Source organism: Duganella margarita, from assembly GCF_009857535.1.
Lineage (GTDB): Bacteria > Pseudomonadota > Gammaproteobacteria > Burkholderiales > Burkholderiaceae_D > Rugamonas > Rugamonas margarita.
The window spans coordinates 396,504-419,676 of sequence record NZ_WWCS01000005.1 but is presented as its reverse complement, the minus strand read 5'-3'; the positions used below and the strand labels follow the sequence as shown (position 1 = coordinate 419,676).

Annotated in this window: 17 protein-coding genes and 1 other RNA gene; 8 read left to right on the top strand and 10 right to left on the bottom strand. The window is 64.1% G+C overall.

The genetic code is table 11. The features are described 5' to 3' along the window. Window positions 1-179 precede the first annotated feature (179 nt). Entirely contained in the window at window positions 180-1,292 is a 1,113-nt protein-coding gene (locus GTP55_RS10950) for a sulfotransferase family protein (RefSeq protein WP_161044950.1), read from the top strand. Between the two features lie 13 nt (window positions 1,293-1,305). On the opposite strand, the gene ilvD is transcribed toward GTP55_RS10950, so the two are convergent. Then, entirely contained in the window at window positions 1,306-3,168 is a 1,863-nt protein-coding gene (gene ilvD, locus GTP55_RS10945; protein WP_161044949.1) for a dihydroxy-acid dehydratase, read from the bottom strand. Window positions 3,169-3,325: 157 nt separating this feature from the next. Here ilvD and GTP55_RS10940 point away from each other — a divergent pair, with 157 nt between their 5' ends. Together GTP55_RS10940 and lgt are read left to right on the top strand one after the other, a co-directional pair. Then, complete coding sequence (locus GTP55_RS10940) at window positions 3,326-4,234, top strand: LysR family transcriptional regulator (protein ID WP_161044948.1); 909 nt, start codon at window positions 3,326-3,328, stop codon at window positions 4,232-4,234. Then, complete coding sequence (gene lgt / locus GTP55_RS10935; protein ID WP_161044947.1) at window positions 4,228-5,076, top strand: prolipoprotein diacylglyceryl transferase; 849 nt, start codon at window positions 4,228-4,230, stop codon at window positions 5,074-5,076. Before GTP55_RS10940 ends, lgt begins: the two co-directional genes overlap by 7 nt. Window positions 5,077-5,144: 68 nt before the next feature. Here lgt and GTP55_RS10930 read toward each other — a convergent pair whose 3' ends face one another. From GTP55_RS10930 to GTP55_RS10895, 8 genes are all read right to left on the bottom strand, one after another. After that, a complete protein-coding gene (locus GTP55_RS10930; RefSeq protein ID WP_161044946.1) occupies window positions 5,145-5,606 on the bottom strand; it encodes an EVE domain-containing protein in 462 nt (153 codons plus the stop codon). A 64-nt stretch (window positions 5,607-5,670) separates the two neighbouring features. Continuing rightward, window positions 5,671-5,850, bottom strand: a non-coding RNA gene (gene ssrS / locus GTP55_RS10925) — 6S RNA. Between the two features lie 55 nt (window positions 5,851-5,905). Continuing rightward, complete coding sequence (locus GTP55_RS10920; RefSeq protein WP_161044945.1) at window positions 5,906-6,217, bottom strand: cell division protein ZapA; 312 nt, start codon at window positions 6,215-6,217, stop codon at window positions 5,906-5,908. Then, window positions 6,214-6,456, bottom strand: coding sequence for a hypothetical protein (locus GTP55_RS10915; RefSeq protein ID WP_161044944.1), 243 nt, complete (start codon window positions 6,454-6,456; stop codon window positions 6,214-6,216). The genes GTP55_RS10920 and GTP55_RS10915 overlap by 4 nt, the downstream gene beginning before the upstream one ends. 88 nt (window positions 6,457-6,544) lie before the next feature. Next, window positions 6,545-9,325 (bottom strand): beta-galactosidase GalA, encoded by a 2,781-nt coding sequence (galA, locus tag GTP55_RS10910; RefSeq protein WP_161044943.1) that lies wholly within the window; start codon window positions 9,323-9,325, stop codon window positions 6,545-6,547. 172 nt (window positions 9,326-9,497) lie between these two features. After that, window positions 9,498-12,029 carry a TonB-dependent receptor gene (locus GTP55_RS10905; RefSeq protein ID WP_161044942.1) on the bottom strand — a complete coding sequence of 844 codons (2,532 nt, stop codon included), beginning with the start codon at window positions 12,027-12,029 and terminating at the stop codon, window positions 9,498-9,500. 137 nt (window positions 12,030-12,166) lie between these two features. After that, window positions 12,167-13,135 (bottom strand): LysR substrate-binding domain-containing protein, encoded by a 969-nt coding sequence (locus GTP55_RS10900; RefSeq protein WP_161044941.1) that lies wholly within the window; start codon window positions 13,133-13,135, stop codon window positions 12,167-12,169. A gap of 58 nt (window positions 13,136-13,193) precedes the next feature. Further along, window positions 13,194-14,120, bottom strand: coding sequence for an SMP-30/gluconolactonase/LRE family protein (locus GTP55_RS10895; RefSeq protein ID WP_229257865.1), 927 nt, complete (start codon window positions 14,118-14,120; stop codon window positions 13,194-13,196). 300 nt (window positions 14,121-14,420) lie between these two features. On the opposite strand from GTP55_RS10895, the gene dgoD reads away from it, so the two are divergent. The 5 genes from dgoD to araH are packed head-to-tail and all read left to right on the top strand — an operon-like array spanning window position 14,421 to window position 21,694. Next, window positions 14,421-15,569, top strand: a complete 1,149-nt coding sequence (gene dgoD / locus GTP55_RS10890) for a galactonate dehydratase (protein ID WP_161044940.1) — start codon at window positions 14,421-14,423, stop codon at window positions 15,567-15,569. Further along, complete coding sequence (locus GTP55_RS10885; protein ID WP_161044939.1) at window positions 15,563-18,139, top strand: beta-galactosidase; 2,577 nt, start codon at window positions 15,563-15,565, stop codon at window positions 18,137-18,139. Before dgoD ends, GTP55_RS10885 begins: the two co-directional genes overlap by 7 nt. Window positions 18,140-18,168: 29 nt before the next feature. Next, window positions 18,169-19,140, top strand: a complete 972-nt coding sequence (locus tag GTP55_RS10880) for an arabinose ABC transporter substrate-binding protein (RefSeq protein WP_161044938.1) — start codon at window positions 18,169-18,171, stop codon at window positions 19,138-19,140. Between the two features lie 2 nt (window positions 19,141-19,142). After that, complete coding sequence (araG, locus tag GTP55_RS10875) at window positions 19,143-20,717, top strand: L-arabinose ABC transporter ATP-binding protein AraG (protein WP_161044937.1); 1,575 nt, start codon at window positions 19,143-19,145, stop codon at window positions 20,715-20,717. Then, window positions 20,714-21,694: an L-arabinose ABC transporter permease AraH gene (gene araH, locus GTP55_RS10870; RefSeq protein WP_161044936.1), complete on the top strand. Its 981-nt coding sequence runs from the start codon at window positions 20,714-20,716 to the stop codon at window positions 21,692-21,694. The genes araG and araH overlap by 4 nt, the downstream gene beginning before the upstream one ends. Here araH and GTP55_RS10865 read toward each other — a convergent pair. Next, on the bottom strand, window positions 21,669-23,123 hold the full coding sequence (locus GTP55_RS10865; RefSeq protein WP_161044935.1) for an FAD-dependent monooxygenase: 1,455 nt from the start codon (window positions 23,121-23,123) through the stop codon (window positions 21,669-21,671). The genes araH and GTP55_RS10865 overlap by 26 nt on opposite strands. Window positions 23,124-23,173 lie beyond the last annotated feature (50 nt).

Genomic DNA, 23,173 nt, shown 5'->3' with positions numbered 1-23,173 from the left:
CCGGCATGGTGTTCGCCGCCGCCGCCGCCATCGCCCGCCTGGCCGCGCCGCAATGGCTGTCGATCGTGATCGGCGCCGCCGCGCTGTATGCGCTGCTGCGCTGGCGCCTGGATGCCGCCTGGGTCGTCGCCGCTGCGGCGCTGGCCGGCTGGCTGTTATTTTAACCAAGGAGTCTTGCCATGAATCTGCCCCCGTCCGACCACCGCCGTCCCCGTCCGGTCATGATGATCCCGCTGCGCCGCTGCGGCAGCCACGCGCTGCGCCTGCGGCTCAACATGTCGCCGCAGTTCTACTCGCCGTACCCGCTGCACATCGTCGACTTCATGCCACTGGCGCCGCTGTACGGCGACCTACGCGACGACCGCGCCTACTTCCGCATGGTCACCGACATCGTCGGCCTGCAGGCGGTGAGCATGGTCAAATGGCCCGGCATCGTGTTCGACCCGGTGGAGATTTTCGAGGCGATCCGGCACCAGCCGCGCAGCGCGCACCGCGTGGTGTGGGAACTGCTGCTGCGCGCCGGCGAACGCCAGCACGCCGGCGTGGTGATGGACAAGTCGCTCGACAGCGTGCACTACGCCGACGAGCTGATGACGCTGTATCCCGACATGCTGTTTGTGAACGTGGTGCGCGACCCGCGCGCGCAGGTGGCGTCGATGAACCGCGCCATCATCCACGATTTCGATTCGCTGCTCAACGCCCGCACCTGGCTGGCCGCGCACCGCGCCGCCGACCACGTGCAGCAGCGCTGGCCCGCGCGCGTGCTGACGATGCGCTATGAAGATTTTCTGTCGGATCAGGAAGCGACGCTGCGGCGGCTGTGCGACTTCCTCGGCATCGCCTTCCTGCCGCAGATGCTCGATGTCGCCGGTTCGCAGGAGGCGAAGCAGATCGCCCAGCTGTCGGCGCTCTGGTCCTCCAACTGCTATGCGCCGATCGCCGCCAACGTCGACAAGTTCAAGCAGCAGCTGAGCGCCCACGAGATCAACGTCATCGAGACGCTGACGGGCGACTACATGGACCGCTACGGCTACACGCGCCTGAGCGCCGGCGACGCCGAGCTGACGCCGGAAGCGACGGCCCGCGCGCAGCAGCACTCGGCGGCCGAACGCGAACGCGCCTGGCGCGACCTGGAGCAGCAGAACTTCCGCGACTACGCGCTGCGCCGCTGCCGCGCCGACTATCTGGCGCAGCTGCACGCCAGGCTGACCGCGCAGGCGGCGCAGCCGGGCCGGGACGCCATCGTCACCCTCGACGAACTGGACCCGGCCGCGTTTGAGGTCAGCGATTGACCTGGCGGCCGGATTAGCGCTTGAGTTGCGACAGGTCGCGCACCGCGCCGCGGTCGGCGGAGGTGGTCAGGGCGGCGTAAGCTTGCAGCGCCTGCGAGACGTAGCGCTCGCGGTTCACCGGCTGCCAGGCGTCGGCGCCCTTGGCTTCCATGGCGACGCGGCGCGCCGCCAGTTCGGCGTCGGTGACGCGCAGGCCGATGGTGCGGTTGGGGATGTCGATGTCGATCATGTCGCCCTCTTCCACCAGGCCGATGGCGCCGCCCTCGGCCGCTTCCGGCGACGCGTGACCGATCACCAGGCCCGACGAACCGCCCGAGAAGCGGCCATCGGTGAACAACGCGCACGCCTTGCCCAGACCTTTGGACTTGATGTACGAGGTCGGATACAGCATCTCCTGCATGCCAGGACCGCCCTTCGGCCCTTCGTAGCGGATGATGACCACATCGCCTTCATGCACGTTATCGCCGAGGATCGCTTCCACCGCCGCGTCCTGCGATTCGAACACGCGCGCCTTGCCGCTGAATTTGAGGATGCTTTCATCCACGCCCGCCGTCTTGACGATGCAGCCCTTTTCCGCCAGGTTGCCGTACAAGACCGCCAGACCGCCATCCTGCGAATACGCGTGTTCCTTGTCGCGGATGCAGCCGGTGGCGCGGTCCAGATCCAGCGACGCAAAACGCTCGGACTGCGAGAACGCCACCTGGGTCGGCACGCCGCCCGGCGCGGCGCTGAACAGCTTGTGCACGGCAGGATCGTCGCTGCGCTTGATGTCGTTGCGCTCAATCGCATCGGCCAGCGTCGGCGCGTGGATGGTCGGACGCGACGTGTCCAGCAGACCGCCACGCGCCAGCTCGCCCAGGATCGAGATGATGCCGCCGGCGCGGTGCACGTCCTCGATGTGGAACTTGTCGGTCATCGGCGCCACCTTGCACAGGCACGGCACCTTGCGCGAGATACGGTCGATGTCGGCCATGGTGAAGTCCACGCCGGCTTCATGCGCCGCCGCCAGCAGGTGCAGCACGGTGTTGGTCGAACCGCCCATCGATACGTCCAGCGCCATGGCGTTTTCAAACGTCGCCTTGTTGGCGATGGTGCGCGGCAGGATCGAATAATCATCCTGCTCGTAGTGGCGCTTGGCCAGTTCGACGATCAGGCGGCCGGCGCGCAGGAACAGCTGTTCGCGGTCGGCGTGGGTGGCGACAATGGTGCCGTTACCCGGCAGCGACAGGCCCAGCGCCTCGGTCAGGCAGTTCATCGAGTTGGCGGTAAACATGCCGGAGCACGAACCGCAGGTCGGACAGGCCGAACGCTCGATCTCGGCCACATCGGCGTCGCTGACGCTGCTGTCGCCGGCCTTGATCATGGCGTCCACCAGATCGAGCTTGATGATCTTCTGGCCGCCATTGACCACCTTGACCACCTTGCCCGCTTCCATCGGACCGCCCGACACGAACACCACCGGAATGTTGAGGCGCATCGCGGCCATCAGCATGCCCGGCGTGATCTTGTCGCAGTTGGAGATGCACACCATCGCATCGGCGCAGTGGGCGTTGACCATGTACTCGACCGAATCGGCGATCAGGTCGCGCGACGGCAGCGAGTACAGCATGCCGCCGTGGCCCATGGCGATGCCGTCATCGACCGCGATGGTGTTGAATTCCTTGGCCACGCCGCCGGCTTTTTCAATCTCGCGCGCGACCAGCTGGCCCAAATCCTTCAGGTGCACGTGACCCGGAACGAACTGGGTGAAGGAGTTGACCACGGCGACGATCGGCTTATCGAAGTCGCCATCTTTCATGCCGGTGGCGCGCCACAGGGCGCGGGCGCCGGCCATATTGCGGCCGTGGGTGGTGGTGCGGGAACGGTATTGCGGCATGAGGTTTCTCCTGATGTTGCTCGGCTGCTAAGGCGAGCTTAATTCGGCTGGCTTAGCATGGGAGTTTGCGACGCGTGCGCGCTGGTGTCAAATATATGATTTGCACTGCTGTGAGTCGTATAAAATATCACAGAGAATATATTCAATAGTAAACCATATGGAACTGCGACAGCTGCGCTACTTCGTCACCGTCGCCGAAGAACTCCACTTCGGCAAGGCGGCGCTGCGCCTGCACATGACGCAGCCGCCGCTGTCGCAGACCATCCAGGCGCTGGAGGAAGAACTGGGCGCCGCGCTGTTCGAGCGCAATCGCCGCGGCGTGACGCTGTCGCCGGCCGGCACGGCGCTGCTGCCGGAAGCGCGCCGCCTGCTGGCGCACGCGCAGGAATTGCCGCAACTGGTGCAGCGCGCCGCCGGCGGCGAAGTCGGACGCCTGACGCTGGCCTTCGTCTCCTCGGCCGACTACAGCGTGCTGCCGCCCTTCCTGCGCGCCTACCGCGCCGCCTACCCGCAAGTGCAGATCACGCTGCAGGAAGCCACCTCCGACCTGCAACTGGACGACCTGCTGCACAACCGCATCGACGCCGGCCTGCTGATCCCACCGCTGCCCGACAAGGCGAAAGAACAACTCGACTACCTGCCGGTGCTGAACGAGCCGCTGGTGCTGGCCCTGCCCGCCGGCCTGCCGGCGCTGAAAAAGAAAGGCAAGCTGACGCTGTCAGCCCTGCCGCCGCTGCCGTTGATCATCTTCCCGCGCGCGATTTCGCCGGCGCTGCATGACGCCATCCTGTCCGTGTTCCGCGACGCCGGCATCACGCCGCAAATCGGCCAGGAAGCGATCCAGATGCAGACCATCGTCAGCCTGGTCTCGGCCGGCATCGGCATGGCGCTGGTGCCGCAGTCCGTCTCCAATCTGATGCGGACCGGGGTAGAATACCGGGCGCTGGCCGACGCCACGCCCTTGGTCGAAACCGGCCTGGCCTGGCGGCGCGACAACGCCTCGCCGGTGCTGCACGGCTTTTTGGATTTATTGAGAAACGAATTGAGGAAAAGCGCTCTATGCTGATACACCCGATGCCCGATCCCGTCGCCCTGCAACTGGGGCCGGTAGCAATCCACTGGTATGGTCTGATGTACGTGCTGGCGTTTGCGCTGTTCATCGCGCTGGGCCGGGTGCGCATCAGGCAGCCGCACATCGCCGCGCAGCTGTGGAAGAAAGAGGATCTGGACGACATGCTGTTCTACGGCATGATGGGGGTGATCATCGGCGGTCGCCTGGGCGAGGTGCTGTTCTACGAACCGGTGAAATACTTCTCCGACCCGATCGAAATCTTCAAGGTCTGGCACGGCGGCATGTCGTTCCACGGCGGCTTCCTGGGCGTGGTGATCGCCATGTCGCTGTGGGCGCGCAAGGCCGGCCGCAACCTGCTGGACGTGTACGACTTCATCGCGCCGCTGGTGCCGCTGGGTTACGCCGCCGGCCGCATGGGCAACTTCATCAACGCTGAGCTGCCCGGCCGCGTGGTCAGCGATCCATCGCTGCCATGGGCCATGCTATGGCCGGACATCCGCTACCCGCTGCATCCGGACCCGGTGTTCCTGCAAGGCCTGCGCCACCCTTCGCCGATCTACCAGATGCTGATCGACGGCCTGCTGGTGTTCGTGATCTTGTGGTTCTACTCGCGCAAGGAACGTCCGCGCCTGGCGGTGGGCGCCATGTACACGCTGCTGTATGGCTGCGCGCGCTTCTTCACCGAGTGGTTCCGCACGCCGGACTGGGAAACCAACTTCCTCGGCCTGCCGATCACGTCTGGCCAGGTGCTGTCGCTGCCGATGATCGTCGGCGCCATCCTGATGCTGGTGTGGTCGTATAAAGCCAGGCAGCAAGGCCGCGCCCCGATCAAGTAAGCCCCGTCATTCCCGCGCAGGCGGGAATCCATGCTGAGTATGGGTTCCCGCCTGCGCGGGAATGACGGTCAGGCCTTCAACAGCTTGACCACTGCCTTCCATTGGGCCAGCGTGACCGGCGTGATGGACAGGCGGCTGCCCTTCTTTAGTACCACCATGTCTTCCAGCGCAGGGATCGTGCGCATCTCGGCCAGCGGCAGCAAGCGCGTTTTCTGCGTGCCCTTCACATCGATCGAAATCCAGCGTGGCTGCTCCTGCGTGGCCTTGGGATCGTAGTATTTGCCCTTGGCGTCGAACTGCGAAGCATCCGGATAAGGAGCGCTCACTATCTCCGCCAGGCCCGCAATGCCGGGCTCCGGGCAGCTGGAGTGGTAGAACAGCACACCATCGCCCACCTGCATCTGGTCGCGCATGAAATTGCGCGCCTGGTAATTGCGCACGCCGAACCACGGTGTGGTCTGGTCCTTCGACGCCATGACGTCGTCGATACTCACTTCATCCGGTTCGGATTTCATCAGCCAATACTGCATAGGTATTCTCCAGACGAAAAAAAGCGGCTGCGCATTCACATGCTTGCAACCGCTCTTCGTTGAATAGGGCCCCACGTGTGCCGTCTTGCCGGCATCCCGAACCAAAAGGCTCAGGTGGTCACAGTTAGTTCAATTTCGGGTTCATCGGACTAGCGACGCTCTCGCCCATCGAACAAATTTCCGTAACCGGTGCAAAAAAATGGTTCAAGGAATATATGACAAGTCTCGAACACTGCAGGGTGAATGAAGTTTACTCTCTTGTGCGGCGCAAAGGAAGGGCTGATCCAATTAAAATCGCATTAAAACAGCGTTTCCTGTGGCGTCAGGGCGGCATCCAGCACTTTGTGCATGGCGCTGATCTTGGTCTGCACTTCGAGGATTGACATGTCAGACAACGGACCTTGCGGCGCTTTCACCGTCAGGAATTCCGCCGCCACGCTCAGTGCCGCCATCACCGCGATGCGGTCATTGCCCTTGACTTTACCGGCGTCGCGGATCGCCGACATTTTCTTGTCGAGGAAAGACGCCGCCTTGCGCAGCGCCGCTTCTTCCTCTTCCTTGCAGGCCAGCTTGTAGCTCAGGCCCATGATGGTCACATCCACCTGGATCATCGTGCGTCCTCGTTTTCAGGCTGCTTTTCTTCGGGCGTGCCGGCGTCGAGGGACGGGATCTGCTCCAGCAAAGCCTCGACCCGCGTCGAGGCCTCGCTCAGCCGGCGTTGATAACCCATGTTCTCCACCACGAGGGCGGCGTTGGCCTGGCGCAGCTGCGCATTCTCCCGGCGCAGGGCGACGGTCATCTCGGCCAGCTGGTCGATTTTATCGGACAGTTCTTGGAAATCTGAAATCATCCCGCCACTATAGGCAGCGCGCGGGATGCCGTCAACCGAATCGCGTGTTTGCCGCCGACAAGCACGCGATTTATTTATTCCAGGTCAACTACCGCGCCGGCTCGATGGTGACGTTGCCCTCGATGCCGCCGCCCTGCCCCGCTTCCGCCTCGATCAGCACATTGATCTCGCGCTTGCCGTCGCCGGCCGGCAGCGCCACGTCCAATGGCGCGGCGGCGTAGCTGTCCTTCTTGCCCACCAGCGCGCCGTTGAGCCAGATCTCGGCCTTGCCCTTGAGTGACGCAAAGCGGATGCGCCCCGTGCCGTCCGCCAGGTTCTTGCGCGGCGTGAAGCTGGCGCGGTACAGGTGATACTTGCTGCCGGCGGCAGCGCGCATCGGCGGCGATCCCCAGCCCCAGGTATTCATGTCGAAACTGGCCAGCTTCTGGTTCGGGTCCGGACGCGTATCGCCATCCGGCGCTATCCGCCAGCTGCGTACAAACGTCAACGGCGCATCAGCCGGCGCCACGAACGGCTCGGCCGCCACTGGCTTGACCGGGATTGTCACGCGCGCCGCCTGCAGGCCGGGCGCCGTGGCGCTGATCATGACGGCATCCTTGGCATCGTAGTTGGTCTGCACGATCAGCTGCGCCAGGCCGTTGAACAGGCGGCGCGTGGCGCCCTTCTCGTCTTCGTGCGAATTCGGATCGCCGTTGCCATGGCCGATGGAGCGGCCGCCGCCCGTGACCGCGAAGGTCACCTCGTTGTCCGCCAGCGGCACGGCGCGGCCCTGCGCATCCAGTGCGCGCACGGTGACCGGCAGCGCGTCACGGCCATCGCCGTTCAGTTGCGCGCGGTCCGGCACCAGCTCCAGCGACACCGGCGCGCCGGTGGTCTCCACGGCCGTGCGCACCACTTCCTTGCCGCCCCGGTAGCCGATGGCTTCCAGCTTGCCCGGTTCGAAGGCGACGTCGAAGTTATTCATGCGATAAGGATCGACTTTCTGCTCACCCAGCGCGCGGCCGTTCAGCAGCAGCTGGATGCGTTCGACGTTGGCCATCACCATCACGCGCACCTTGTCGCCCTGCTTCCAGTTCCAGTGCGGCGCAATGTGGATCAGCGGTTTGTCCTTGATCCACTGCACCTGGTGGATGTAGTAGGCGGTTTTCGGGAAACCGTTCAAGTCCATGATACCGAACACGGAGCTGACCGACGGCCATTCGTTCGGCGTCGGCTCGCCGCGATAATCGAAGCCGGTCCACACAAAACCGCCCGCCACGAACGGACGCTTGTCGATGGCTTCCCACGCATCGCGGTGGGTGTTGCCCCACGGCGCGGCGTCGTCGTCATAGCTGGCGATCAGGTTCTTTTCCTTGACCGTCTTGTACTCGCCGCGCGTCATGAAGGCGGAGGTGTCCTCGGAGCTGGTGAACGGCTTGTTCGGATAGGCCTTGTGATAGCGGTCGTAGTCCGGCACCTGGTAGTTGGCGCCCACCACGTCCACCGCATGCGACACATTCAGCTCGGTCAGGAAACCGCCATTCATCGCCGCAGTCACCGGACGGGTGTCGTCCAGCGCCTTGACGGCGGCCGACATGCGGCGCGCCATCTCGTAACCGACTTCGGTCGCCTGCACCGGCTCTTCGTTAAACACCGACCACAGAACGACACTCGGATGATGACGGTCACGCTTGACCATCCATTCGAGCTGCTTCATGTAGTCTTCCGACGTATTGAAGTTGCGGTTCTCGTCCATGACGACGAAGCCCATGCGGTCCACCATGTCCAGCACTTCCGCCGCCGGCGCATTGTGCGAGAAGCGGATCGCGTTTACGCCCAGCTCCTTCAGGCGGCGCAGGCGATACTCCCACACCGAATCGGGCACCGCCACGCCCACACCCGCGTGGTCCTGGTGGATGCACACGCCCTGCAGCTTGACGTGCACACCGTTGAGGAAGAAGCCCTGGGCCGCGTCGAAGCGGATGGTGCGGAAGCCGGTGTTCAGCGAGACCTCGTCCTGCGCCTTGCCGGCTTGCAGAACGCGGGTCGTCACGCGGTACAGATTGGTCTTCTCCAGCGTCCAGATGGCCGGATTGTTGACGGTGATCGGCAGCTGCACGGTGCTGTTGGCCAGCACGCCCACGCGCGCCGGCGCGGTGCGCTGCGCCACCTGCCTGCCGGCGGCATCGTACAGGGTCACTTCCACGATCACGTCGCTGGCGGCCTTGCCGCTGTTATTCAGCGTGACTTCGACCGGAATGCTCCACTGCTTGTCCTTCACCAGGCGCGGCGTGGCGTGCACGCCGTCGGTCACCACATGCACCGGGTTGCGCTTCACCAGCCAGCTGTGGCGATACATGCCGGCGCCCTCGTACCACCACCCCTCCATCGCATCGGCATCGACGCGGATGGCGATGGTGTTCATCGCATCGCCGTAGCGCAGGAACGGCGTGATGTCGATGTAGGTGGCGTTGTAGCCGGACCAGTTGCGGTTGACCACATTGCCGTTGACCCAAATCGTGGCATGGGTGGCGATGGCGTCGAACTGCAGTTCGAAATGCTTGCCGCGATCGGCGGGATCGACGCGCAGGTAGCGCCGATACCAGCCGATGCCGCGCGGGCGGTAGCCCTGCGCGATATTGGCCTTGGGATCGAACGGTCCCTCCACCGCCCAGTCGTGCGGCAGGTCGAGATGGCGCCAGTCCGAGTCGTCGTACTCGTTCCCGGCCGCGCCGGTGGCGTTGCCGGCCTTGGCGTTGCTGTAGGAATCCCCGTGACCGGCGATGGCCGACTCCACCACGTCGCCCTGGTGGAACAGCCAGCTCCGATCCAGCGACAGCCGTTCGCGCGTGGCGGCGTTGACATTCACGCAGGCGATCAACAACAGCATGATACTTATCAGTCTTGTTTTCAAAGCAGTCTCCCCTGATAAAAAAAACGGAGCAGTGCCATCACGCACCGCTCCGCAAATACCACGATAAAACATTCCGTCATTCCAGCGCAAGCGGGAATCCATACTCAGCATACTCAGCATGGACTCCCGCCTGCGCGGGAGCGACGCATTACAGCTTGAACGACAGGCCCAGATTGTAGCGGCGGCCGTAGTCGGTTACCTGCTGTTGCAGTGGGTTGTTGGCGCTGGTGTAAACCGATTTCTGATTGCTCAGGTTATCGATGCCGAAGCGCACCTGGATGTTGGGCGTCAGTTGCTTGGCCAGGTTCAGCGTGTAGTAAGTCTCCGCGCCGTTAACCAGCAGTTGGCCGGCATCCCAGCTTGGATTGCGCACGAACGAGCTGTGATGGGTAGCCGACAGGCGTGCTTCATAGCCGGCCTTCTCGTACCACAGCGTGATGCCGCCGTTATTCTTCATCAGACCCTGGATCGGGTATGGATTCCCGACCGGCACCTGCTCATGGATCGAGCTCAGCGTGTAAGCGTAGTTGCTGGCGATACCCAGGCCGTCGAATGGCGCCGGCAGGAAGTTGAATGCCTGCTGGTACACCAGTTCCAGGCCGCGCACGTTGCCGCCTTCGCCGTTCACCGAGCGGGTAATCGCCTCGCTCTGCGTGATGGCGATGTAGCGCTGCACCTGTTTGTAGAAGCCGGCCACCGACACCAGGCCGCCCTTGGCGAAGTACCACTGGTACGCCAGGTCCAGCTGATTGGCCATCATCGGCAGCAGATCAGGATTGCCGGCGCTGCCGGTTTGCGGACGGCCAGGGGTCACGGTGCTCAGGATACGCGAAGCACGCAGCTCGTCCAGCGGTGGACGCGACATGGCGCGCGCCGCGCTGAAACGGATCTGGTGTTCCTGCGCTTCGTCCAGATTGAAGATCAGGTTCAGGCTAGGCAGAACTTCGGTGTACGACGTGCCGCCTTCCACCGGCGTGGCGGCTGCGCCGCCGATCGACTCCATGCCGTAGCTGTCGGTCTTGGTGTGCACCACGCGCACACCGACATTGCCGCGGTAGGTTTTGCCGAACGCTTCGCCGTCCAGGTCACCCTGAATGAAGGCGGAAGTGCTGCGCTCCTTGACCTTCCAGCCGGACAGCAGATCGTCCTGGGTCTGCACGCGGCCGGTCGGGTTGGTGGCGTTGGCGCCGTAGACCGAAGCGATGGTGCCGTCGAAATCCTTGAGCGCGATGTACGACGGGAAGCCGGCCACGTTGACAGTCTCAAACGCCGACTGAGGAATCGCTTGCGAGCCCATATCCCAGGTGGTCTGGCGATAGCTCTTCTCGCGATCGGTGGCGCGCACGCCCACCTTGATGCGGCTGATGATGCTGTTGTCGATCGGGCGCGCGGCGCTGACCGACACGGCGTTCAGCAGATCCTTCACGTGGCCGTCGGTGTCGACGTACAGCGTCGCGGCGCTGTAGTTGGCCGGATTGCCGGTATCCATGCCAAAGCTGTAGGCCTGGTGTTCGTTACCGGTAAAGTCGAAGGTGGTCTTGATGTAGTCGTTGCTCCACTGGCGCACGTCCACCCATTGGCTGCTGCGCATGGCGTGGGAGGTCGACAGGTCGGTTTCCACTTTCCAGTCGCCGGCGGTGAATTTGCCGTTAAGGCCAGTGGCGGCCACGTTGGCGTCCTGCAGCCAGCGCGAGTGGTTGTTGACAACCTTGGTCCAGTCGGCGGTGGCGCCGGCCACGTAACCGTTGATCAGGTTAACGTTGGTGTAATTGGCGTAGTTGGCCAGTCCTTCGGTCCAGTGCTGCAGCTGGTCCTCGTTGATCTTGGTCTTGGCGAAGTAAGTGTCGGCGGTGATCAAGACGTCGCTGTTCGGTTTCCATTCGACCTTGCCCAGCACGCTGCTGCGCTTGTTGTCGCCGCGGCGGATGTCATCCTGGAAGCCCCAAGGCGTCTTGTTGGTGGCGGTGCTTTCATCGAAGCCCCACTGCTGCACGCCCTTCTGCACCGATGGCTGGTCCTGGTAGCTGAACGCAATCGCCGCACCCAGCGTCTTGTTCAGGAACTGGTCGACGTAAACGCCGCCCACGCGTGGCGCAGTCTTGTCGGCGCCGGCGATGTCCTTGGAGATCGGGTAGTACAGCGCATCGGCTTTCAGGTTGATCTGGCGGCCGTTGTACTTCAGCGGCGACACGGTTTGCAGGTCGATGGTGGTGGCGATGCCGCCTTCCACCAGTTCGGCGTTCTGCGTTTTATACACAGTCGCGCCGCTGATCGACTCCGACGGGAACTGCTCGAAACGCACTGCGCGATCCGGTTCCGACGAGGCCAGTTCACGGCCGTTCAGGGTGGCGCCGATGAAGCGTGGACCCATGCCGCGCGCGACGATCTGCGAGGCGTTGCCGCGATCGAGACCGGACGACAAACCCGGCAGACGCGCCAGCGATTCTGCGATGGTGGTATCAGGCAGCTTGCCGATGTCTTCCGACGATACGACTTCCACCATGCTGTTGGAGGCTTCCTTGGCCGCGAGCGCATTGCGCACCGAGGCGCGGATACCGGTCACATTCACTTGTTGAATATCGCCTGCTGCGGCGGCGGCATCTTGTGCCATGGCCTGTTGAACCAGCAGCGGGGAAGTAAAGAGCGTGGCAATCAGCCAGCTCATTTTTTTATGTTTCATTGTGCATCTCCAGTGTTTGTCTTTGTCCCGTCTCTGTTAAAGATTGGACGGATAACCGGATGCTAACGAAACGTTTATTTTCAAACCAATAGATTATTTAGCGCGGGCCATACCAAGTTCGTATATCACGCTGCAAGTCAAGCCTGCGCTGGCGCGCGATAGTGAGGATAGATGCTGGCTGCGGCGTCGCGCAGCGCGATCAGCATGGCGTCCGCGCCAGGCGAGAGCTGGTGTCGCTTGCGCGTCACAATGCCGAACGAATCCATGCTCACGCCCAGATCGAACGGCAGCGCTTTAAGCAGCCCAGCATCCATATAGGGTTGCACGGCTTCCACTGGAAGCGCCACCACCATATCGTTATTCAGCAGCAGGCTGGCGACGACCGGCATGTCCAGCGTTTCGACAGTTTCCGCCGGCTGCTCCAGCCCATGCGATAAAAACAATGCGGTCAGGCGATCGCGCAGGATGGAACCGGCCGGCGGCAGGATCCAGCACTGCTCCATCAGGTCTTCCAGCTTCAGGTCCGCGCGGTCGATCAGCGGATGGCTGGCGCGCGCGATCAGCACATGCGGCTCGTCGGTCAGCGGTTCAAAATTGAGTTCGTCGGCGGCCTCGGTATCGAGGATGCGGCCCACCACCAGATCCAGTTCGCCGCTGCGCAGGCGCTCGACCAGCACTTTACTGGTCGACATGGTCACCGCCACATGCACGCGCGCGTGGCGTGCCTTCAGCAGGTTGATCGCTTTCGGCACCAGGCCGGTGGCCGGCGCCAGCACCGTGCCCAGGCCCACGCGGCCGCGCAGGCCGGACAGCAGCTCCATCACTTCCTGGTGCGCCGCATCCATCTCGGCCAGCGCCGCGCCGGCGCGGCGGATCAGCACCTTGCCGTACCAGGTTGGCGACACGCCGCGCGACAGGCGCTCGAACAGCTGCACGCCCAGCGCGTGTTCCAGCTCGCCCAACAACTTGGACGCGCCCGGCTGCGTCAGGTTGGCGGCTTGCGCTGCGTGAGCGATGGAACCATGCCGGCCCAGCTCGACAAGCAAGACCAGGTGGCGGGTTTTCAGGTGGGAGCGAACAAAGCGGTCCGAGCGGGAATCAGTCATAAGGGTGATTGGTTTGATCGCCCATCATAAATGCGGGCTGGACCAGCGTCAATCACCGTCACGTGCGCGAAACCGGTGTGGAACCGCTACCGCTATCATTAAACAAGCTGTCGGCGACGCCCCGCGCCAGCCCGTTGGCCAGATCGGGCGGCAAACCGTACAGGCCGCCCTGCGCGCCGAGCACCAGCAATTGCTGCAGCCCCTCGCCGCCGAACGCCACCGAGGCGGCGGCCTCGCGCGCCAGCGAAATCTGCCGCAATACCTGGCCGGCGCTGCCGTACTGCACCAGCGCGCCGCCCTGCACGCTCCAGATGTTGCCTTTACTATCAGCGATGGCGGCGCCGGCGCCGCGCTCGACCAGATCCGAAAACGTTTTCATACCGCTGACCTTGGCCCGCTCGGCGTCGTAATCGCATTGCATCAACTCGCCGCGCAGGGCGTCGGCGAAGATCATCTTGCTGCCGTCCGGGCTGAAGGCAATGCTGGCGGCCTTGACCACCGCCGGCAGGGCCAGCCGGCGCAAGCCGTGGCGCTGCGAGTACTGGTAGAAACTGCCGATCGGCCGCTGGTCCTGCGCGGTATTGGCGGTGCCAAACACGAAATTGCCATCGCGGTCGGTGCAGCCGTCGCTGATGGCGGTGCGCGGTTCGGCGGCGTCGATGGTGATCAGCACCTGGGCCTGCAAGGTGCGCACCGGCTGGCCCGGCTGCGGCAATTCCAGCATGCCGAGCCGCTTGCCCAGCCCCAGCAGCACGCGGCCGGAGCTGCAACACACCATCACGCAGGCGCTCTCCTGCAAACGCACGCCGCTCGGCATGGCGGGCGGCGCCGGCCAGGCATACAATTGGCTGCCGACCGGATCGGGCCAGCGCCAACATTGCTGCACGGCATCCCAACGCAGCGCGCAGCCGGCCTGCCCCACGCGGATCAGCATGATGCCGGGCGTGGAAGCGACCGGGGTGGCTGCGTGGGTGGCTACATTCATAGGAGTCCTGAAACGGTTTTCGACAGCGGAAAGTCTAAGGGAAGGCGGCCGGCCGCAGCTATGAATAAAGCGCCGCCAGCCATGCAGATATCGGATAGCTGCGAGTACGTCATTCCCGCGCAGGCGGGAATCCATAGAATGCAGGCTGGCCAGCGCCGCATGGGTTCCCGCCCACGCGGGAACGACGCGGATCTGCTATCCGATAATGATATGGCTCCCTGCGAATTAATCATATTTCCAGTCTAGCCGGCCGTTTTAGACTGAGCGTCTGTTCCCCGAACTCCATCCTGACTTTACCCTATGAAAATCACTAAACTGACGACCTACCGTGTTCCACCGCGCTGGATGCTGCTGAAAATCGAAACCGATGAAGGCGTCGTCGGCTGGGGCGAACCGGTCATCGAAGGCCGCGCCCGCACCGTGGAGACTGCGGTTCAGGAGATGGAGCCGTATCTGATCGGCCAGGACCCGGCCCGTATCAACGACCTGTGGCAGACCATGTACCGCGCCGGCTTTTACCGTGGCGGCGCCATCCTGATGAGCGCAATCGCCGGTATCGACCAGGCGCTGTGGGACATCAAGGGCAAAGTGCTGGGCAAGCCGGTGTACGAACTGCTGGGCGGCCTGGTGCGCGACCGCATGAAGATGTACAGCTGGGTCGGCGGCGACCGTCCGTCGGACATCATCGAACAAATCCGCACGCTGCAAAAAGGCGGCTTCAACACCTTCAAGATGAACGGCACCGAAGAACTGGGCATGCTGGACACCTCGGCCAAGGTCGACGAAGCCGTGCGCCGCGTGGCCGAAATCCGCGAAGCCTTCGGCACCACCATCGAATTCGGCCTGGACTTCCACGGCCGTGTGGCCGCGCCGATGGCCAAGACCCTGCTACGCGAGCTGGAACAATTCCGTCCGCTGTTCGTCGAAGAACCGGTGCTGGCCGAGCAGGCCGAATACTATCCGCGCCTGGCCGAGATGACCTCGATCCCGCTGGCCGCCGGTGAGCGCATGTACTCGCGCTTCGAATTCAAGAACGTGTTCGCGGCCGGCGGCCTGTCGATCGTGCAGCCGGACCTGTCGCACGCCGGCGGCATCACCGAGTGCCTGAAGATCGCCTCGATGGCGGAAGCCTACGACATCACGCTGGCGCCGCACTGCCCACTGGGCCCGGTCGCGCTGGCGGCCTGCCTGGCAGTGGACTTCGTGTCGTACAACGCCGTGCTGCAAGAGCAAAGCATGGGCATCCACTACAACAAGGGCGGCGAACTGCTGGACTACGTGATCAACAAGGACGACTTCAAGATCGTCGACGGCTACTGCAACCCGCTGCCGAAACCAGGCCTGGGCGTGGAAGTGGACGAAGAGCGCGTCATTGAAGCCGCCAAGAACGCGCCGGACTGGCGCAACCCGGTATGGCGCCACGCAGACGGCAGCGTTGCCGAATGGTGATCGCGCCCCGCCTCCGCATCTGCGCGGCGGTGGTGGCAAGCGTGCTGGCCACCGGCTTTGCCGGCGCCGGCACGTTGTCCATCGACGCCAGCGCCCCAACGCCCGCCCCGCTCAACGCCGCGCTGCGCCTCGGCACAGCCACCGCACCGAATGGCGCCACGCTCGGCGCCAACGCCCGCTACCTGACCCGCAACGGCGCCCCATGGCTGCCGGTGATGGGCGAATTCCACTACAGCCGCACGCCTGCCTCGCAATGGGAAGCGGAGCTGCGCAAGATGAAGGCGGCCGGCATCGACATCGTCGCCAGCTACGTCATGTGGAACCATCACGAAGAAGTGGAAGGTAAGTTCGACTGGTCCGGCAACCGCGACCTGCGCCACTTCATCGAACTGGCCGGCAAGGCCGGGCTGGATGTCGTAGTCCGCGTCGGCCCCTGGGCACATGCGGAAGTGCGCTTCGGCGGTTTCCCGGACTGGGTGGTCAACGCCATGCCGACCCGCTCCAACGATCCGCAATACATGCGCTTTGTCGAGCGCCTGTATGGGCAGATCGGCCAGCAGCTGAAAGGCCAGCTGTGGAAAGACGGCGGTCATGTGATCGGCGTCCAGCTGGAAAACGAATACAACATCGACGGTCCCGGCAAGGGCGCGGAACATATCGCCGCGCTGAAAAAGCTGGCGCTGAAGGCGGGCATGGATGTGCCCTACTACACCGTCACCGGCTGGGATGGCACCATCTATCCGAGCGGCGAAGTGACGCCGGTGTTCGGAGGCTATCCCGACGAGCCTTGGGGCGTGAGCACCAAGGAGCTGCCGCCGAAAGAGACCTACGCATTCCGCTTCGACACCCGCGTCAGCGGCGACCTGGGTGCGCAAACCGCCGCCCACGCGCCGGGCACCGCCGAAACCGACAAGGAAGTCACGCCCTTCCTCGGCGCCGAATATGGCGCCGGCCTGCCGTTCATGTATCGCCGCCGCACCGTGGTGTCGGCCGACGATATCGCCTCCATGCTGCCGGTGCAGCTAGGCTCCGGCGTCAACCTGATGGGCTACTACATGTTCCACGGCGGCCGCAATCCGCTGAGCCTCGGCGGCACCGGCATGGAAGAAAGCTCCCTCAGTGGCGGCTACAACGACACCACCATGATCAGCTACGACTTCCAGGCGCCACTCGGCCCGGATGGCCAGCAGCGCAAGGTGCTGGAGAAGCTGCGGCCATTCCATCTGTTTACGCGCGCCTTCGGTTCGCGCCTGGCGCCGATGACCGTGCGCAAGCCGGACGTGTCGCCGGACAAGCCGGATGACCTGACCACGGCGCGCTTTGCGGTACGCAGCGAAGGTGAGCGCGGCTTCCTGTTCGTGAACAACCACGTACGCCAGTATCCGATGGCGACGCAGAACGCGACGCAGTTTAACGTCAAGCTGCCGGGCCAGAGCATCACGCTGCCGAGCAAGCCGGTGGACATCGCTAATGGCGCCTACTTCATCTGGCCGCTGAACCTGGACCTGGACGGCACTAACCTGCATTACGCCACCGCCCAGCCTTTAACGCTGCTGGACCAGGGCAAGGCAGGCCTGGTGGCGGTGTTCGGCGCCAATGCCGGCGTGCCGGTCGAGCTGTCGTTCGACGCCGGCGCGCATGTAACGGCGGCAGGCGGCACGCAAGTGACCACCAGCGGCGGCCACACGCTGGTCACCGGCGTGCAGCCTGGCGCCGGCGCGGCGGTGACCGTGCAGCGCGACGGCAAGCGTCCGCTGACCATCGTGGTGCTGACGGCGGAACAATCGCAGCAACTGAGCGTGGTGCAGCTGGCTGGCCAACAGCGCCTGCTGCTCAGTGCAGACCAGGCCTACGTGGACGGCAACGCGCTGCAACTGCGATCAGTCGGCGACAGCAAGTTCCGCTTCGCGATTTATCCTGCGCTGGCGAATGCGCCAAAGGCCACCACCACCGGCGCGGCATGGAACGCCAAGCCGGCGGCCAAGGCTGCGGCAGCGCCGTCCAACGCCGGCGCGTATGCGGCTGTGGATGCGCCTGCCGCCACCGTCGCCCTGCGCGCGGCCGGCAACGACGGCATCTTCCAGGCGTTTGAAGCGACGCTGCCGGCGCACGAGATCAAGGCTACTGTCACGCAAACGCGCAGCGCGCAGGAAGCGGCGCCTGTCGTCATCGGCGGCAGCGCGAAGGCGGCCATCCAGCCGGCGCCGGAAAACTTCAAGGCCGCCGGCGCATGGAAGATCAACGTCCCGCGCGAGCAGCTGAAAGGCCTGGACGACGCACTGCTGCAAATCGACTTTGTCGGCGACATCGGCCGCCTGTATGCAGGCACCCGCATGTTGGATGACTGGTACTACAGCGGCTATCAATGGCAGTTTGGCCTGCGTCAGCAAGCCGCGCTGCTGGACCAGCCGCTGACCGTATCCGTGTTGCCGCTCCGCGCCGATGCGCCTATCTACCTGCCAAAAGAGGCACGCCCCGATTTCGGCGGCGCGAAGCAGATGGCAACCGTGCGCAGTGTGACGGTGATTCCAGTGTATCAACTCAGTGTCAAAATAAGTATCAACCCATAATAACGATATAAATCGAATGGAGACAGGATATGAAACGTACTTTGTTGGTTGCTGCGGCGCTTTGCGCTGCGGCCTGGGCGCATGCCGCTGATCCCGTAAAAATCGGCTTCCTCGTCAAACAGGCGGAGGAACCGTGGTTCCAGGATGAGTGGCGCTATGCGGAAGTCGCCGCCAGGGAGAAAGGCTTCACGCTGGTGAAGATCGGCATCCCCAACGGCGAAAAAACCATGGCCGCCATCGACAATCTGGCGGCGCAGAAGGCACAGGGTTTTGTCATCTGCGCGCCGGACGTCAAGCTGGGCAAGGCCATCGAACGCGCGGCCAAGCGCAACAACCTCAAAGTCGTTTCAGTTGATGACCGCCTGGTCGACGGCAGCGGCAAGCCGATTGAGTCCATTCCCCACATGGGCATTTCCGGCTACCAGATCGGCAAGCAGGTCGGCGAAGGCATCATCGCCGAAATCAAGGCTCGCAAGTGGAATATGGCGGAAGTCGGTGCGATCCGCGTCGCCTACGACCAGCTCCCGACCGGCAAGGAACGCACCACCGGCGCAGTCGATGCGCTGAAAGCCGCCGGCTTCCCGGCCGCAAACATCATCGACGCTCCCCAAGCCAAGACCGACACCGAAAACGCCTTCAACGCCACCAACATCGCGCTGACCAAGAACGCCAGGTTCAAACACTGGGTGGCGGTGGGCCTGAACGATGAAGCGGTACTGGGCGCCGTGCGCGCAGCCGAAGGACGCGGCATCAAGGCCGATAATATGATCGGCATTGGCATCGGCGGCGCCAAGGCCGCTGAAAATGAATTGAACAAACCGCAGCCGACCGGCTTCTTTGGCTCGGTGATGATCAGCGCCAAAGAACACGGCTACCAGACCTCCGTCAATTTATACAACTGGATCACCGGCAAAGCCACGCCGCCGGCTGAAGTGCTCACCAAAGGGATGTTGATGACCCGCGCCAATCAGGCCGAGGTCCGCAAAGCGATGGGCCAGTAGCCATGGCCGCATATCTGGAATTCGACCAGGTCTGCAAATTCTTCCCCGGCGTGAAGGCGCTGAACGGTGTGAGCTTCGCAGCCCACGCCGGTCAGGTGCATGGGCTGCTGGGCGAGAATGGCGCGGGCAAGTCAACGCTGCTGAAGATCCTCGGCGGCCAGTACAAACCGGATGGCGGCCGCCTGCTGGTGAATGGGCAGGAGCGCCACTTCACCAGCGCCAAGGATGCGATCCGCGCCGGTGTCGCCATCATCCATCAGGAATTGCAGTATGTGCCCGAACTGACTGTGGCCGAGAATGTGCTGCTGGGCCGCATGCCGACGCGCTTCGGCTTTCTCGACAAGGCGCGCGCGCACCGCATCGTGGCGGAGAAGCTGGCCGCCATCGGCGTAGACCTGTCGCCGGCCGCGCGGCTGGCCGACCTGTCGATTGCGCAGCGGCAGATGGTGGAGATCTGCAAAGCCATCATGCAGGACGCGCAGGTAATCGCGTTCGACGAGCCTACTTCCTCGCTGTCGCACCGCGAGACTGAAATCCTGTTCCGCTTGGTGAAAGAGCTGCGTGCCGATGGCCGCACGCTGATCTACATTTCGCACCGGCTGGAAGAGTTGTATGAGCTGTGCGACGCCTGCACCATCTTCCGCGACGGCCGCAAGATCGTCACGCATGATGTGATGGCCGACGTGCCGCGCGATCGGCTGATCAGCGATATGGTGGGCCGTGAGCTGAGCGATATCTACGATTACCGCGAACGTCCGCACACGCCAGCGCGCCTGCAGGTACAGGGCCTGGGTGGCAAACATGTGAAAGGCCCGCAAAGCTTCAGCGTGCATGGCGGCGAGGTGCTGGGCTTCTTCGGCCTGGTGGGTGCGGGACGCAGCGAGTTAATGCGTCTGTTGTACAACGCCGATGCGCGTACTGCGGGCACGGTGCTGCTGGACGGCGCGCCTGTCGCCACCGGCGGCCCGGCCGATGCGATTGCCGCCGGCATTGTGCTATGCCCGGAGGACCGCAAGGAGCAAGGCATTCTTGCCACGGCGTCGGTAGCTGAGAATATCAACATCAGCGTGCGCCGCAATGATTTGCTTGGCGGTGTGTTCCTGCGTCACAAGCGCGAGGCGGCGCTGGCGGATGAATTCATCGCCCGTTTGCGCATCAAGACGCCCAATCGCCAGCAGGAGATTCGTTTGCTCTCCGGCGGCAATCAGCAGAAGGTGATTCTGGCGCGCTGGCTGGCGGAGCCGGGGCTGAAGGTGCTGATACTCGATGAGCCGACACGCGGCATCGACGTCGGCGCCAAGAACGATATCTACCGCATCATCCATGAAGTGGCGGAACGCGGTTGCTGCGTGATTGTCGTGTCGAGCGAACTGCCGGAAGTGCTGGGCATCGCCGACCGCGTGATCGTCATGCGCGAAGGCGCCATCTGCGGCGAACTGTCGCGCGCAGACGCCAACGAAACCGAAGTCCTGCGCCTCGCCCTGCCCGACGGCGCCACGCCCGCCGCCTCCTCCACTTCCACCGCGCCGGCCGCCTACATCGAATCGCCTGCCCAACCTACACGGAGCATCGCATGAGCGTCTCTCAACTCAATTCCGCCGCTGCGGCCTCGCCGCTGATCTCGCGCCAATGGCTGTCGGAGTACAGCATGCCGCTGGCCTACCTGGCGCTGTTCGCCGTGCTGTCAGCCACGGTGGAAAACTTCTTCTCCGTGACCAACGTCATCGGCCTGATGCTGTCGGTCGCGCAGATCGGCATGGTGGCCTGCACCATGATGCTGTGCCTCGCCTCGCGCGACTTCGACCTGTCGGTCGGCTCCACCATCGCCTTCGCCGGCGTGCTGGGCGCCATCGTGCTGGAACATAGCGGCAGCGTCGCCATCGCCGTTGCTGCGGGCCTGGGCGCCGGTGCGCTGATCGGCGCCCTCAATGGCGTCCTGATCGCCTACCTGCGCGTCAACGCCTTGATCGCCACCCTGGCCACCATGCTGATGGTACGCGGCCTGGCCTTCATCGTCTCCAAAGGCCAGGCCGTCGGCATTAACGACGACAGCTTCATCGACTTCGGCGACACCCGCATTTTCGGCCTGCCGCTGCCGGTGCTGGTGGCCGGCGCCTGCTTCGTCGTCTTCGGCATCCTGCTGAACCAGACCGTCTTCGGCCGCAACACGCTGGCCATCGGCGGCAATCCGGAAGCCGCGCGCCTGGCCGGCGTGCGCGTCGAACGGCTGCGCGTCTGGATCTTCCTGCTGCAAGGCGTGGTAACCGCCATGGCGGGCCTGATCCTCGCCTCGCGCATCACCAGCGGCCAGCCGAATGCGGCGCAGGGCTTTGAACTGGACGTCATCTCCGCCTGCGTGCTGGGCGGCGTCTCGCTTCAGGGCGGCAAGGCGCGCATCTTCGGTGTGCTGATCGGCGTGCTGATTATGGGGACGGTGGAAAACGTCATGAACCTGCTGGACGTCGACGCCTTCTACCAATACCTGATGCGCGGCCTGATCCTGCTGGTCGCCGTGCTGCTGGACCAGCTCAAGACGCGCGGCGAGCGACGTTGAACCACGGCGCGGCGGCCTGCGCAAGGTCGCCGTCGCCATCTCGCCAGGCGATCACGCCATCCGGCCGCACCAGCAAGGCGCTGTAGCCCAGCCGATCCGGCACGCTGCCCGTTACATACTTGATGCCGTGCGAAGTCGCCCAGTTGCGCAGCGCCGGATCGGCGTCAAAGTCCAGCAGCATGCCCTGCCCGTCGCGCATCAGTGCCTGCACCGTCACGCCATCAATTTCAAAGTTAGGCACGCTGTTGGTGGCGATGCCCCATACCCGGCCGGCGATATAGGTCGCGCCATCGCGCGTCCTGATCAAATCGCGGAAGATCGCGCGCAGCGCGCTGGCCTCCGGGCCGGGACGCATGATGGCAACCTGCGCGCGCGACCAGTCCAGCACACGGACGCCAAGCGGATGGCGTTCGGCCTCGTAGCTGTCCAGCAGGCCGTCCGGCGCCTCGCCGCGTATGGTGGCCGCCAGCTTCCAGCCAAGATTCATCGCGTCGCCAAGGCCCAGATTCAGTCCCTGCCCGCCCAGCGGCGAATGAATGTGCGCCCCATCGCCGGCCAGCAGGATGCGGCCATTGCGATAGCTGGTGGCCTGGCGCGCGCGGTCGGTCCACGTGGCGGCGACATGCAGCGCGCTGATGGTGACGTCGGTAGCCGAAATCCGGCGCAGCACCGATTGCACGTGCGCCAGCGTCACCGCCTCGCCGCTTTGATGAAACGCGCCGCCATCAAAATCCTGGATGGCCAGATAGCCGGGCTGCGACTGGAAGTACATGCCGCGCGGCGTGACGTTACGGCCAGGGCTAAGCAGGTCCGGATTGGCGAAATCGACCTTCACCGTGTAGCCGGTGAATTCCGGCTCGGTGCCTGCAAACTCAAAGCCGCCCTCCTTGCGCACCACGCTGCGGGCGCCGTCGCAGCCCACCACCCACAAGGCGCGGAAGATGCTGTCGCTGGCTCGCACGGTAACGCCAGCGTCATCCTGCTCGACGCCGGTCACGCCCACGCCGCGCCGGATCTCCACGCCCAGCGCCTGCGCGCGACGCGTCAGCACGGCCTCGGTTTCCGCCATTTCGGAGATCAAGTTGGTGGGCGTGGACCTGGGCAGCCGATGCGGCCACTGTGCGGTATCGATGTCGCCATACAAAAACGGAATGCCGGCAAAGTGCCCGGCCTGCGCCGAGCCCACGTGACCGAATGGATTCTTGACACGCTTGGGCACCTCCAGCTGATCGAGCAGGCCGCGGCGGTCCAGCGCCTCGACCGACGGCGCGTTCAGCCCGCGGATGCCGAACGGCAGCTGCTTCAATGGCGTATGCGGATCGTCCGCCTTCTCCAGCATCAGCACCGAACAGTTGGCCAGCGCCAGCTCGCAAGCGAGAAACAGGCCGACCGGACCGGCGCCTGAAATAATGATGTCGTAAGTTTTCATGCCGACCAGTCTAAATTTTGCGGGCCAGGCCGGATTGTACAAACGCGACA

Coding starts and splice junctions, on each gene's coding strand:
- araG (WP_161044937.1), top strand. CDS start 19,143: ATGGCCGCATATCTGGAATTCGACCAGGTCTGCAAATTCTTCCCCGGC.
- GTP55_RS10865 (WP_161044935.1), bottom strand. CDS start 23,123: ATGAAAACTTACGACATCATTATTTCAGGCGCCGGTCCGGTCGGCCTG.
- araH (WP_161044936.1), top strand. CDS start 20,714: ATGAGCGTCTCTCAACTCAATTCCGCCGCTGCGGCCTCGCCGCTGATC.
- GTP55_RS10900 (WP_161044941.1), bottom strand. CDS start 13,135: ATGACTGATTCCCGCTCGGACCGCTTTGTTCGCTCCCACCTGAAAACC.
- dgoD (WP_161044940.1), top strand. CDS start 14,421: ATGAAAATCACTAAACTGACGACCTACCGTGTTCCACCGCGCTGGATG.
- GTP55_RS10950 (WP_161044950.1), top strand. CDS start 180: ATGAATCTGCCCCCGTCCGACCACCGCCGTCCCCGTCCGGTCATGATG.
- GTP55_RS10895 (WP_229257865.1), bottom strand. CDS start 14,120: ATGAATGTAGCCACCCACGCAGCCACCCCGGTCGCTTCCACGCCCGGC.
- GTP55_RS10940 (WP_161044948.1), top strand. CDS start 3,326: ATGGAACTGCGACAGCTGCGCTACTTCGTCACCGTCGCCGAAGAACTC.
- GTP55_RS10885 (WP_161044939.1), top strand. CDS start 15,563: ATGGTGATCGCGCCCCGCCTCCGCATCTGCGCGGCGGTGGTGGCAAGC.
- ilvD (WP_161044949.1), bottom strand. CDS start 3,168: ATGCCGCAATACCGTTCCCGCACCACCACCCACGGCCGCAATATGGCC.
- lgt (WP_161044947.1), top strand. CDS start 4,228: ATGCTGATACACCCGATGCCCGATCCCGTCGCCCTGCAACTGGGGCCG.
- galA (WP_161044943.1), bottom strand. CDS start 9,325: ATGCTGTTGTTGATCGCCTGCGTGAATGTCAACGCCGCCACGCGCGAA.
- GTP55_RS10880 (WP_161044938.1), top strand. CDS start 18,169: ATGAAACGTACTTTGTTGGTTGCTGCGGCGCTTTGCGCTGCGGCCTGG.
- GTP55_RS10930 (WP_161044946.1), bottom strand. CDS start 5,606: ATGCAGTATTGGCTGATGAAATCCGAACCGGATGAAGTGAGTATCGAC.
- GTP55_RS10920 (WP_161044945.1), bottom strand. CDS start 6,217: ATGATCCAGGTGGATGTGACCATCATGGGCCTGAGCTACAAGCTGGCC.
- GTP55_RS10915 (WP_161044944.1), bottom strand. CDS start 6,456: ATGATTTCAGATTTCCAAGAACTGTCCGATAAAATCGACCAGCTGGCC.
- GTP55_RS10905 (WP_161044942.1), bottom strand. CDS start 12,029: ATGAAACATAAAAAAATGAGCTGGCTGATTGCCACGCTCTTTACTTCC.